Below are 12,772 nucleotides of genomic sequence, written 5' to 3'. Positions count from 1 at the left end.
ACGACCTTCACGCATTCCTATGGAAGCTATTGATACCGTTCTGCGCGCTTGGTTTGATGTTGACGAAAGCGCCGAAGTCATCCTGGCGCTGCTCGCGCTGTCGTGCGTGCGCATCATGACCATCTTCGCCATCCTGCCCGCCACGAGCGATCAGTCGGTGCCCGGCACAGCGCGCAATGGCGTGGTCTACACGCTGGCCATCATCGTGGCAGCGGCACAGCCGCCCGCCGTGGCCGAGCACCTCAGCGCGGCCAAGTGGTTCCTGCTGGCGGGCAAGGAGATTTTTCTTGGGGCGTGTCTCGGCTACGCGGGCTCCACGGTGTTCTGGGTCGCGCAGACAGCCGGCACGATCGTCGACAACATGGCGGGCTTCAACAGCGTGCAGATGAGCAACCCGTTGCAGGGTGACCAGAACACGCCCATCGGCAACACGCTGCTGAACCTGGCCGTGACATTGTTCTATGCCGCAGGCGGCATGCTCTTCTTGCTGGGCGTGGTGTTTGAATCGTTTCGCTGGTGGCCACTGGGCGCGACGTTGCCCGACATGAGCGCCGTGGCGCAGAGCTTTCTGCTGCAGCAGACCGATTCCATCTTCTCCACGGCGGTCAAGCTGGCCGCGCCGGTGATGATGACGCTCTTCCTGATCGACGCGGGTATCGGGCTGCTTTCGCGCGCGGCTGACAAGCTGGAACCTGCATCGCTCGGCCAGCCCATCAAGGGCGCCGTGGCCATCCTCATGGTGACGGCAATGGTGATCGCCATGTCCAGCCAGGTGCGAGACACGCTCACCTACAGCCAGTTGCTGCAGCGGGTCAAGAGCGGGCTGGTGGGTGACACAGCGGGCGACGGCAGGTCGTCAAAACCGAAACTTCCGCAGTGAGGATTGTTCAGCGCGTGACGAAGCTTTGTTGAGATTGTCGAGCCCGTGATTTCTTAGGATGTCCTTAGAAGATTCAACACGGAATTGCCGGCGCCACGCCGGCTGTCACGACCTCAACGGGAGCATCGTCATGCTGGGAAATATCTACTTTGCCTTGGCCTCCGGGCTCGCCACGCGCGAACGTCTGCCCGACTATGCGAAGGCTGTCTTCGCCGAGGAATTCGAGCGCGCGTATCAATTGGTCGATGACCACCAGGGCTTGCAAGGCAAAGATGCGGGCGACTACGTCGGCGTGCTGGCCATGGCGGATGCCTCCATGCTGCTGGAGTGCGAGGAAGATGCCGAAGAGGCCTTCCGCGCCGCACAGCGGCTCATACGCCATTCGGATGATCAACTGCGGGTGGTGTCGTGCCGCAACACGGGTTGGCAATCGCTGCTGCGTGATCGTTATTCCGCTGCGGCCGGCTGCTTCTCGCGCATGGCTGAAGATGAAGGCGCGACATGGTCGCAGCGCGTTGAAGGCATGATGGGCCTGGCACTGGTGCACCATCAGCTTGGCCAGCAGGATGCCGCAGACGAAGCATTGCAGTCCGCCCGTGAGATCGCGAGCGAACATAAGGACACTGGTTGGATCGCCACGCTCGATCTGATCGTCTATGAATTTGCCGTGCAGTCCGGCATTCGCTGCTCCAACCGCTTGCTGGAACACGCGTTCTGGCAATCGGCAGAAGTGGGTGCCGCGCTGCTGCACCACCACGGCGGCCGCGATGGCTGGGCCGGCAATGGCAAGCATGACGCGGCCATTCCCGTCATGGTCCAACGCCGCGCCGAATATCTCAGCCTGCTGCGCCGCATGGCCGATGGCGACCGCACTGCCATCGATCCGCTCATGGCGATCATGGGGCAATCGCGCCGCATGGGTAGCCGCCTGTTGATGCAGACCAAGGTGGAGGTCGTGCTGGCCGCGCTCAGCGGTGAGCAGCATGACGTAGCGGGCAGGGTGTTCGACCAGATCTGCAACCGCGATACCTCCTTCGGCGCGCGCCGCTGGAACTTCGATTACCTGTACTGCCGCGCCAAGATGGCTGCGCAACGCGGCGATGCAGCCGGCGCGCTGAAGTACTACACCGCCTACATGCAAGACGCGCTGCGCTGCCTGCGTACGGAATCGCCGGGCGTGCGCCGCATCGCGCAGACCACGCCGGCTGCCTCGCGTGCATCGGATGACGTGAGCGCGCGGCTGTCCGCCAAGTACCGCCGTGCGTATCACTACATCCTCGACAACATCGAGCGCAGTGACCTGACCACGCGTGAGGTGGCCGCGCATATCAACGTGACGGAGCGCGCGCTGCAACTGGCCTTCAAGAGCGCGGTGGGCATGTCGCCCAGCTCGGTTATCCGCCGCCTGCGTCTCGAAGGCATCCGTTCTGACCTGCTGGACGAAGGGCGTGGACCGTCGAACATCATCGACACCGCATCGCGCTGGGGTATTCGTAGCCGTTCGGCGCTGGTCAAGGGCTATCGCAAGCAGTTCAACGAGGCACCCTCGGAAACCATCTGGCGCTAAGAACCGGCCCACGATCCGACTGTGCGGCCCGATCTTGAACCTGCGATGCTCGCCGTACTCCTGTACGGCTGTGCTTCTCAGTCCAACCTCGGGCCGCTCGCTACGGATCGTGAACCGGTTCGGGCGCTTACGGGTCGAGCGCATGCGCGCACGGCCTGTCTTCTTCATCCTCTCGGAGTGCAATCATGCATCTGACTCGAACAGCGAGCCGGACGCGCGGCGTGCGTGCTGTGTTCCTGCGCCTGATGGGCGTGGCGGTCGCGGCGCTGTCATTGGCGGGCAGCGCCATGGCGGCGGTCATCCCATGGCAATCGCAGAAATTTGAATACGTGGCAGACCGCAAGGACGTCAAAGACGTGTTGCGCGACCTCGGCGCGAGCCAACATGTGATGACATGGATCTCGCCCCAGGTGGAAGGCAGCGTGACGGGCAACTTCAATGAAGCGCCGCAGAAGTTTCTGGACCGGATGGCCGCCACGTTTGGTTTTGCGTGGTACTACGACGGCGCGGTGCTGCGCGTGACGGGCGCCAACGAAGCGCAGAGCGCCACCATCGCGCTGCAGCGTGCGTCCACCTCGCAGGTCAAGCGTGCGCTTACGCGCCTGGGTGTGACGGACCCACGCTTTCCGGTGCTGTATGACGATGAGACGGGCAGCGTGGTCGTGTCCGGACCGCCGCGCCTGGTGGAGCTGGTGCAGGACATCGCACGCCTGATTGACCGTGGCCGCGAAGATGCCAACCGTACCGTGGTCCGCACGTTCCCATTGCGCTATGCATGGGCCACCGATCACACCATGGTGGTTGATGGGCAAAGCATGAACATTCGCGGTGTGGCGTCGATCCTCAATAGCATGTACGCCAACAACGCGCCGAGTACTGAGAGCACGCAGGCGCCGCGCGGTGGTGATCGTCGCGTCGACAGCGTCGCCCCCGGTGAGGCGAATGCTGGCCGTGGCGGCACGCGCGCACTCTCAGGTCTGGGCGGCAAGCCGCCGCTGCCGCCGGGCGGTGTCGGCCAGTATGCCGGCGGCAATTCGGCGGCGCCCTTGCCGGCGGGTGAAACGCGCAGCCGCACCGACGGCTTCCAGGACGATGGTGGCAGCGCGCCCATTATCCGTGCCGACCCGCGCAGCAACTCGGTGCTCGTGCGTGACCGGGCCGATCGCATGGCCGCACACCAGTCGTTGATCGAATCGCTCGACACGCGGCCGGCGGTGCTGGAGATCAGCGCCAGCATCATCGAGATCAGCGAGAGCGCATTGGAAGACCTGGGCGTTGACTGGCGCCTGCACAACAGCCGCGTCGATCTGCAAACGGGTTATGGCTCCAACACGCAACTCGCCAACCCGGGTTCGCTCGACTCGGTGGCCACCACGGTCAACGCTGCGGCGGCCATTGCGGCCACGCCCACCGGTGGCGTGCTCACGGCCGTCATTGGCGGGGCATCGCGCTACCTGATGGCACGCATCAGCGCGCTGCAGCAGACCAACCAGGCGCACATCACCGCCAGCCCCAAGGTGGCGACGCTGGACAACACCGAAGCCATCATGGACAGCAAGCAGAACTTCTACGTGCCGGTGGCGGGGTATCAGTCGGCGGATCTGTACAACATCTCGGCGGGGGTGTCGCTGCGTGTGTTGCCGATGGTGGTGTCGGACGGTGGCACCTCGCGCATCCGCCTGAACATCCACATTGAGGATGGCCAGATCACCAACCAGATGGTCGGCAACCTGCCGGTGGTCAACAAGAGTGAGATCAACACGCAAGCGCTCATCAACGAAGGCGAGAGCCTGCTGATTGCCGGCTACTCGGTGGACCAGCAGACCAAGGGCGTGGATGCTGTGCCGGGGCTGTCAAAAATTCCGCTGCTGGGTGCGCTGTTCCGGCATGACCAGACGACGGGGCAGCGGTTTCAGCGGTTGTTCCTGCTGACGCCGCGGGTCATCGCGCTTTAACGCACAATCCTCATGCACCTGTAGCAAAGCCTCCCAGTGGGAGGCTTTGTTCATTGTGGGCACCCGAAAACCGTCAGGCTTGGCGTGACGGACCGGCAGTGCCTTCTCGCTGAAGTGTCTGCCAGTGCTGCTGAGCGATGGGCAGCAACGCCACGGCAAGGCCTGCACTACGCTCATCCGGGCTGGCTTGCCGGTCTGCTTGCATCAGCCGATGGAGGGCCTTTGCTTGCGGGTCTTGCGCCATCCGCATCGCCAGTTGCGGCAAAAGCGCCCTGAGCGCGCTCGTGCCTCGGGCACCGTCGGCCACCTTGCTGAGTTCCTGTACGAATTGCCGGCCGTCGGCCGACGCCAGCATGGGCTTCATTTCCTTCTGCAAATCCACTGGAAGGGCTTCGAGTGCAGCCTTGGCCAGTGTGGTGTCCCACAACTGCTGGACGATGGGCATCAGCTTGGCAGCCGTTTCGTGCGGAAGATTGGCGGATGGAAAGCGCCGTGCCTGCTCGCGCAGCGCTTTGATTTGCGGGTGGCTAGCAATGTTGTGCGCGAATGCGGGCAGCCGCTGTTGGAGCCGGCTGTTGCCGCGTACGCCGAAGGCGCTTTCGCCAATGGCGATCACCAGTTGGCGCCCGGCGCTGGAGGGCACCAGGTCGGCAAGTTCATGCTGCAAGGTGCGCGGCAATGCGCGCGCCGCGGTATTCAATCGGTTGGAAACTTCGCGGTTCGGCTCGGTGTTGAACGCCTCGGCCAGTGCCTGCCGCATGGCGGCGGAATCGTTGGCCTGCGGGGCCATCAGGTTGCGCACAGCTTGGTTTTGCACCGCCGGTAGTCTGTCGTGCGCGCCCTTCAGGCGGAACGCCACCGATACCAGTTGTGCGTTGTTCATGTCGGCCGAGCCGAAGACGGCATCTTCCATTTCCTCGTTCTTGCGATCGATGTCGGCGTGCAGAAGTTGAAGCCGCGGGTCGTGCTTCATGGCCAGCTCTGCACGGGCTTTACCGATCTCGTCTCGGAGGTGTTCGGGAAAGTGAACCTTGCGGCCTGGCTTGGGCGTGACGAGCGATTTCGGCAGGCCTTCCATGGTGAGGCCTGTGCAACCGCGCAAATCGATGGTGACGTTGCGCAGTTTTCCGACAGAAGCCGGTATGGCGCGCAGTTGCGGACAGTGCGAGAGGTCGAGGGTGTGCAGGTTCCGCAGGTTCCCAATGGATTCGGGTATCGCGGTCAGCCCCACGTTGTTGTTCAACTTCAGCGCAGTGAGCCTGGACAGATTGCCGATGCTGGCCGGCACGTCGCGTAGGTAGGTATGTGCCAAGGACAGCGTCTTCAGCTTCTGCGCGTTGCCAATGTCACGCGGCACCGACGTGAGCGGTGTGCTCTTGATCGCAAGGTGCTCAAGGTTCACCAGGCCGTGCAAGGGCGGCAAATCGCGCACGCCGCTTCCCACGAGTTCGAGGTGCTTGAGTTGCGGCAGTTGCCCCAGCGTATTGGGGAGGGTCTGCAAACGCCGGTTGTCGTGCAGCTTGAGCGTTTCCAGCATGCCGAGGTTGCCCAGATCATGCGGCAACTCGCGCAGGTCGCAATCCGACAGCAAGCGCCTTGAGGTGGGCGATTTCGGAAACGAACTCCGGCAGTTGGAGCACGGGTGTCGTCTTTAGCACGATCTTGTCTGCGGAGTCCCAGCGGCCTCGGGCCACGTCTTCGATGCGCTCTCGCGCGTTGTTGAGCTGGCGTGCTGCGCTGAAGCCGGCGGGCGGGTCGGCCGGGCGATAGTCGGCAATCTGGGACAGCATCTGCGCGTGCCATTGTTCCAGTGCCTGACGAACGCCAGAGGCGGCGATGCGCGCGTCCATGGCGGCGGCGCCATGCATCGGGTGGTTCGACGCCGAGGCGGCCCCATGGAGCGGACTGTTCGGCGCCGTGCGCGCTGTGCCGGCTGGCGTACCGGCCGTGACGTGGGGGCGGGCGGTGGAACCCTCACCGGCATGGGTCGATGCGCGGCGTCGCCCGAACAGCCCGGCAATGCCGCGTCGACGTGGTTGTTGTGCGGGTTCTTGGCGCAGGGGCGTCACATAGGGCGGGACACCGCCGCGTGTCGGCGTGGAGTCGGCAGCCGGGGCGTGCGAGGTCCGGCGAAATGGATTGATCGAGGGCATGGAGATCGAGACGAATAAACGGCGCGACGAAGGTGTGGGAGCCCGATGAGGGTCTGAGTGAGCACGGCGCGTGCTCAAAGCATCAGCCCCACGCAAACATCGCGTGGGGCCGAGGTGAGGCAAGAACAAGCGGCGGCTTACGCGGCCTTCTTGTGCGTCGACGCGCTGGCGCTCACTTGGCTCGAACCCGAGGATTGCGGTGCCGAGATGGGGGCCTTGGAGGTGACGTCGTCGCCATCGTCATCATCGTCGTCGTTGCCGTTCGACTTGATGGCGGCCAGCGTGCGCTGCTGGGCGGACTGTTGTTGCAGGAGTTGCAGCTCCAGCAGCGCGTCTTGCCCGGTCGGGTCGGCGCCGTTGGGCTGCGCGTTGTTCCCGTTGCCCGTCTTGCCGGTGCTGTTCCCGTTGCCGTTGCTCGAATCCACTTCGGCCTCGTGCTTCTTCTTGCCCTTGCGGCCAGCGCCGTCTTGCTCGCTGGTGTGGGCCGGATGCTGCTCGGTGGCGTAGTGCGCCTCAGGTTGCGAGGCGTGGCGCGTTTTGCGCGAGGCGTGGAGATCGCCTGCCAGGCCGGCACCCGTCGCCGCTGCGTCGAGCAGCATGGCGCCCTTGCCATTGCCGCTGCTGGCGGCCTTGTCGAACAGGTTTTGCGCCTGAACGCCAACTTCGGCCTTGGCGCCTTCCTTGGCGGCGAGCTTGACCGCATCCTTGATGCCACTACGGCCACCCGTCAGCGCGCCTTCTACGACAGAGTCGACCACCGCGCCGCCAAGATGCGTCTTTTGCAGCGTTGCTGCGGCAGCGCTGGCAGCCAGGCCCTCGGGCGTCAGGTCCGAGGCCAGCTGTGCAGCGTTGCCGGCGGCCGAGCCAATATCGCCCAGCGCTTCGCCAAAGTGGCCGTGCGCCGCCGCCTTGGCCGCAGCGATGCTGCTGTCTGCAACGCCGTTGACGCTGTCACCGATGCCCTTGACCGTGCGGTCGGCGATGTCGTTGACGAAACCGCGGGCCTTGTCCACCTTGCTCAGTGCCTTGTCCAGGCCCTTGCTCAGGTGGGCGTTTTCCAGCGATTTCTCAGCCACGTCGAAGGCGGCGGTGTTCAGGTCCCGCATGCCCTTGAAGGCGGTTTCGCCAACGCCCACGGCGTCGTGCAGCGCTTTTTGGAGGCGCAGATGCACTAGGTCGTTGGTCAGGGCTGCCGTTTGCTTGGCAACGGCTTCCACGTCGTGGACGAGGGTCTTGCCTACGCTTTCGGCGGCGTGGACAAAGCCCTTGCCGACCTTGGCGATGTCTTCGCCGATGTGCTGAAAGGCGTGCTTGATTTTGCTGAAGATACTCATGGTGAGTCTCCTTGCTTGAGATGGCAAAAATGACGGCCGTTGCCGGCCGTCGGGTGAGGTGGCTTGGCGTTAGGCGCCTTGCACCTGGGTGTGCTGCTGTTGCGCGCCGCCAGCCTTTTGGGCTTGCAGTTGTTCCAGCACCTTGATCATGTCTTTGAGCAAGGTTTCGAGCTGCGCCATCGGGTTGTTGGCGCCGTTGCCCGTGCCGTCTGCGCCGTTCGCGCCATCGGCTGCGGAGGTGTTCGGCGTGCCTGATGCACCGTTTGCACCCGACGCACCGTTTGCACCGCCGGCTGCCTGGCCGCCAGCTGCGCCACCGGCACCCTGCGTGCCGCCTGCGCCGCTCGCTCCGCCCGCGGCGCCCGCACCAGCGCCAGCGCCAGCGCCGCCACCTTGCGATTGATCACCGCCCAGCGCCTGCTGTTGTTGCTGGGCCAGCATCTTGAGGATGTCGTCCAGGACCTTCAGCAGTTGTTCGATCATGGAGTCATTGCTCTTCTGACCGGTGGCGTCGGTGCCGTTTGCGCCATCCGCGCCTGTTGCACCTTGGGCGTCGCTGGAACCGTCAGCACCGCCCGAAGCGTCGGCGCCGCCCGAGGCGTCAGCACTGCCCGAGGCATCAGCACCGCCCGAAGCATCAGCACCGCCCGAAGCATCAGCACCACCCGAAGCATCAGCACCGCCCGAAGCGTCGGCGCCGCCCGAGGCGTCAGCACTGCCCGAGGCATCAGCACTGCCCGAAGCGTCAGCACTGCCCGAAGCGTCAGCACTGCCCGATGCATCAGCACCGCCCGATGCATCAGCACCAGCCGAGCCGTCAGCACCGCCTGCACCACCAGCGCCGCCATCGGCACCGCCAGCGCCGCCAGCACCACCGAAGGCATTCGACATCATCTGCTGCTGCATCAGTTGCAGCGCGTCGTCGAGCATCTGCAGCATGTCGTCCATGTTGAGGCCCTTACCGCCGCTGGCACCACCTGCGCCGTCGACGCCCTTGGCGCCTTCGCCGGTGTCGAGCTTGTGCTGCATCTGCTCGCTGAGCTTCATGAACTTGAGCAGGTCTTCCAGCAGTTTCATGAGCGCTTGCATCGGGTCTTGGCTGCTCGAGTCGCCGTTGTCGTCGCCCACTTGCTGGCCCTTGTTGGCACCCTGCGCGCCTTGAGAGCCTTGAGAGCCTTGGGCGCCTTGCGAGCCCTGGTTTGCAGACGGGCCATGCGCGCCGCCAGCGGCAGGTGCACCGCCGCCGGCCGGCGCACCCGATCCACCGCCGGCACCCGCATTGGCACCGCCGTTTGCCGTGGCATTGCGCAGCATCGCTTCGATCACCTTCAGGATGTCTTGCACGAGATGCTGCAGCGGGCTTTCTGCCTGGTTCGGCTGCTTGTTGGCTTGATCCAACTGCAACTGGGTCGAGATATTGAGTGATGCGTTGTCTTGGACTTTCATGTTCATGAGTCACCTCAGTGGGCGGGCGTAATGCTTGGCACTGCCCAGGCCGCTGACTGGAGGCAATGCCAATACAGAGAGGAGGGAAACGCTGCGTGACCGGCGCTTCCAGAGAAACGCCGGCACCGCAATCGCTTCCGATTCCGGTTCGGGTCGCGGGGCCGGGGATGGCCTAGGGGCTGCCCGTGCCGGGCCGCGCAGCCCAGGGCAGCCGCGTGCCGACAGGCCACTCGCAAGGCGAAATAGCAGGTCGGGCGACTTTGGTGGAACGTTAGTGAATGCGGCCTGTCATGCGACCCTGAAGGGCCGAAGCGCTGATCGCTGGGGCGAAATGGAACAGGCGCGAAAAGCAGGCTGCGCGCGGCCGGAATGTGGGTACATCGACAAGCTTCGCGCAGGCGCGCATGTTTTCGGGTGATAGCGATGCATGCAGCGATGCGCTACCTAGCATGCAGGCGTCCTTCACTCATGGGTGCCTGCCATGCCATTGCCATTGAAGATCAGCGGACTGAACGTCCGGCCCCACATCAGCCGCAACAGCACGCCGGGCACATCGCCGGCGAAAACGCCAGCCGCACCGGAGCGTGCCGCACGCACCTCGCAGGGTGAACTGGGCGCGTTGTCGACACGCGGCAAGAAGCGTTCGAAGGAAGCCGGCGACGATACCGCTGCGCATCCTCAGGCCAAGCGCCGCCAGACGGCCCTTCCACGCACCCAGGCCGATGCCGATTCGCGCATGGAGCGCATCATGCAGATGCAGGCCGACACCATGATCCGCAGCGCAGAGATGCAGAACGCGCTCAACCGCGCCAACACGCTCGCCAAGCTGATGGAAGAAGGCAGCAAGGCCGCCAAGGACCTGATCAACTAACGCGCGCCGGGTGAGGGTTCAGAAATCGCGCGTCACGCGCAGCGCCAGCGTGCGGCCGGGCAGGATCGGAATGAAGTTGCCCGCGAGCGTGTTGCCGTAGGCGCGCACATTGAAGAGGTTGCGTGCAAACAGATCGACCCGCCATGGCTTCTGATGCCAGAACAGGCTGCTGTCGATGCGCACGGCACCCGGCAGGCGGTAGGGCGTTTGGCCATAGGAATCGACGCTGCTCTGCGCGTTGATACCGAGGCCTGCACCGAAGCCTGCGAGTGCGCCGCCTTGGACGGTGTACGTCGTCCACAGTGAACCGCCGCGCGTGGGCGTTCTCGGCAGGGCGCCACCCGGCAGCGCGCCCGAGATGCGAGACAGCGCCAGCCACAGTGCAGCCTCCCAACCAGGGGCCACCGTGCCTTGCATGGACAGCTCCAGCCCTTGGCTGGTCTGGTCGGTGATCTGCGTGTAGTAGCCCGGATGTGCGACGTCGGCCACGCTGACGTTGCTGGCGCGGATGCGATAGAGCGCCGCTTGCGCTGTCAGCGTGTGCGCGGTGTTCTCCCAGCGCAGGCCGGTTTCGAGTTGCCGGCTGCGTTCGGGCTGCATGGCGCTGCCGTCATAGAAGTAGCCCGTGTTGATCTGGAACCCGCGTGAATAATCGGCAAACCACGCAGTGTGCGGCGTCAGCTTGTACAGCACGCCTGCGGCCGGCGTCCATGCCAGCCCCTGAAGATGCGCGTGAGGCAGCTTGGCGACATAGTCGTTTGCGCGAATGGAGGCCGATATCTCCCAGCGCTCGCCAATGGCGATGCGATCTCGCAAGCGGAAGATCGATTGCCGCCCCGTTTGCGACAGTGGCATTCCCGGAATGAAGACCGGCGCTGGCAGTGGCACCGGCGCAAACGGGTCTTGCGTTGCCAGTGAATCGGCGCCCGGCGTGAGCATGTCCTGCCGCTCGTGAAGCTCGTCCCAACCGAGGGTGAACGTGTGGCGCAGCGCGCCGTGCGAGAAGGCGCCGGTCAATTCATTGGAGAACGCCCAGAGGTGGCTGTCCGTGCGGTAGCCCATGCCACACATGGTGTTGAGTATGGCGCTCGGCGCGGTACTGGCCGACGCAGATGCCAGGCTCCATTGAACGGACTGTTCCGACACGGATTCATAGCTGGCGCGCGAATGCACGGCCCAGTCGTCCGACAGGTTGTGCGAGACGGTGTAGTACACGCGGCTACCAGTGCCGTTCACACGATCGTCGGCATTGCCGAGCGGCGTTTGCGCGGGAATGCGCGCGGGGGTGCCGCTCAGAGCAAATGTGAATGGCTGAACCGGCTGCCGGCTGGACAGCGTTTCCGCCCCCACGGTGATGTCCGTGGCGCCGTCATGCCAGCCGAGCGCGCCGTGACCGTAGCTGACGCGGTGCCCGGCATAGCCGCCCTCGCTGTTGGCTGTGGTGTCGTTGAGCGCTACCACGCGGTACGACAAACCATTCGACCCGATGGCCCCCGCCAGGTCGGTTGCAACCTTGCGTTCTGCGTGCGAGCCCAGTTCCACGGCCACGCTGCGCTGCGTGGTTTTGGTGGGTGCTTTCAAGTTGGCGTTGATGGCGCCCCCCGCCATGGTCACGCCTGCCACATCGGCATTCGGCCCCTTGATGACGTTGATGTCTTCGAGGGCCTCCATCGGGCGCAAGGGGGCGAGCCTGTCGGGCAGGCCATCCACCGAGATCGTATCGGTCATGAACCCACGGATGGCGTATAGCGGCGGCGCGGTTGGGTCCGTCTGCACCGAGGTGACGCCCGCTTGCGCCAGCGCCACGGCCAGTGACGGCGGCCGCTGGCTGGTCAGCAGGCCGTTGGTGATGGTGTTGACGGCATGCGGCATGCTCGTCATCGGCATTTCGACGCGGGTGATGGCGCTGGTGGAGAACTCCGCGAACCCCTGGCCCGCCGTTCCACGCACTTCGGATGGCGGCAGCGTGCCGATGTTGGGCTCTGGTTCGGTGTCGCCTGCGCCCGCCGTGGTGGTGACCACGGTGAGTGTGCCGTCGGGCAATGCGGCCAGTGCCAACCCGCTGTCCTGCAGCGCGCGCCGGGCCGCCTCTGCGGCCGTCATGGTGCCTTCAATCGGGCCTGCCACGCGGTCCTTGACCAGACTGGATGCGAACGAGACCGTGTGCCCGCTCACGCGCGTGATTTCCATCAGCACGTGTTCGAGCGATGCGCGTTCGATATGAAACCGGTGCGGATCGTCTTCGGTAAGACCGTAGGCGTGCCGCGTGATGGACAGCGCGATGAGCAGGGCGGTAACGCGGGAACGGCGACGAACGGCGAGGGCCACAGATGTCATGGAAGGCAATGCGGGCATCGTGCAGTCGGATGTTCGAAAACGATCTGGAATGGCATGCGTTGCCGAGCCTCGCCGCGGGGTTGTGTGTGGACGTTCGCCTCACCAGCCGGGCCATGGCATTGGGAGCGACGGATGACTTCGGCCGAGGCTGTCGCTCTTCGGCTGTGGCGACGTGCCTCATGCGTGGGCAAGGCTAGCATGGCCAACAACGCCGTGTGCCAGCCGAGCG

The 12,772-nt window shown here is 64.8% G+C and carries 9 protein-coding genes; 4 read left to right on the top strand and 5 right to left on the bottom strand.

The genetic code is table 11. The features are described 5' to 3' along the window. Nucleotides 1–19 precede the first annotated feature (19 nt). The 3 genes from sctT to sctC all read left to right on the top strand — a co-directional run bounded on the left by sctT (nt 20) and on the right by sctC (nt 4,402). Nucleotides 20–880, top strand: coding sequence for a type III secretion system export apparatus subunit SctT (gene sctT / locus ACN9M1_RS21430; protein WP_426400612.1), 861 nt, complete (start codon nt 20–22; stop codon nt 878–880). Nucleotides 881–1,010: 130 nt separating this feature from the next. Further along, a complete protein-coding gene (locus ACN9M1_RS21425; RefSeq protein WP_426400611.1) occupies nt 1,011–2,447 on the top strand; it encodes a helix-turn-helix transcriptional regulator in 1,437 nt (478 codons plus the stop codon). A gap of 185 nt (nt 2,448–2,632) precedes the next feature. After that, nucleotides 2,633–4,402 (top strand): type III secretion system outer membrane ring subunit SctC, encoded by a 1,770-nt coding sequence (gene sctC / locus ACN9M1_RS21420; RefSeq protein ID WP_426400609.1) that lies wholly within the window; start codon nt 2,633–2,635, stop codon nt 4,400–4,402. A 73-nt stretch (nt 4,403–4,475) separates the two neighbouring features. On the opposite strand, the gene ACN9M1_RS21415 is transcribed toward sctC, so the two are convergent. From ACN9M1_RS21415 to ACN9M1_RS21400, 4 genes are all read right to left on the bottom strand, one after another. Further along, nucleotides 4,476–5,993: a leucine-rich repeat domain-containing protein gene (locus ACN9M1_RS21415; protein ID WP_426400607.1), complete on the bottom strand. Its 1,518-nt coding sequence runs from the start codon at nt 5,991–5,993 to the stop codon at nt 4,476–4,478. Continuing rightward, the gene (locus tag ACN9M1_RS21410; protein WP_426400606.1) at nt 5,956–6,555 is read right to left on the bottom strand and encodes a hypothetical protein; all 600 of its coding nucleotides are present in this window, start codon (nt 6,553–6,555) and stop codon (nt 5,956–5,958) included. Before ACN9M1_RS21410 ends, ACN9M1_RS21415 begins: the two co-directional genes overlap by 38 nt. Nucleotides 6,556–6,692: 137 nt before the next feature. After that, a complete protein-coding gene (locus ACN9M1_RS21405; protein WP_426400605.1) occupies nt 6,693–7,889 on the bottom strand; it encodes a hypothetical protein in 1,197 nt (398 codons plus the stop codon). 69 nt (nt 7,890–7,958) lie between these two features. Then, nucleotides 7,959–9,335 (bottom strand): hypothetical protein, encoded by a 1,377-nt coding sequence (locus tag ACN9M1_RS21400; RefSeq protein WP_426400604.1) that lies wholly within the window; start codon nt 9,333–9,335, stop codon nt 7,959–7,961. Nucleotides 9,336–9,816: 481 nt separating this feature from the next. Here ACN9M1_RS21400 and ACN9M1_RS21395 point away from each other — a divergent pair, with 481 nt between their 5' ends. Then, a complete protein-coding gene (locus ACN9M1_RS21395) occupies nt 9,817–10,206 on the top strand; it encodes a hypothetical protein (RefSeq protein WP_426400603.1) in 390 nt (129 codons plus the stop codon). An 18-nt stretch (nt 10,207–10,224) separates the two neighbouring features. Here ACN9M1_RS21395 and ACN9M1_RS21390 read toward each other — a convergent pair whose 3' ends face one another. Beyond that, on the bottom strand, nt 10,225–12,543 hold the full coding sequence (locus ACN9M1_RS21390; protein WP_426400602.1) for a TonB-dependent siderophore receptor: 2,319 nt from the start codon (nt 12,541–12,543) through the stop codon (nt 10,225–10,227). Between the last annotated feature and the right edge of the window lie 229 nt (nt 12,544–12,772).

This window comes from Ralstonia sp. R-29 (assembly GCF_049913345.1).
In the GTDB taxonomy this organism is placed as follows: Bacteria; Pseudomonadota; Gammaproteobacteria; order Burkholderiales; family Burkholderiaceae; genus Ralstonia.
The sequence above is the reverse complement of the archived record's forward strand: the minus strand, read 5'-3'. Positions and strand labels throughout refer to the sequence as shown.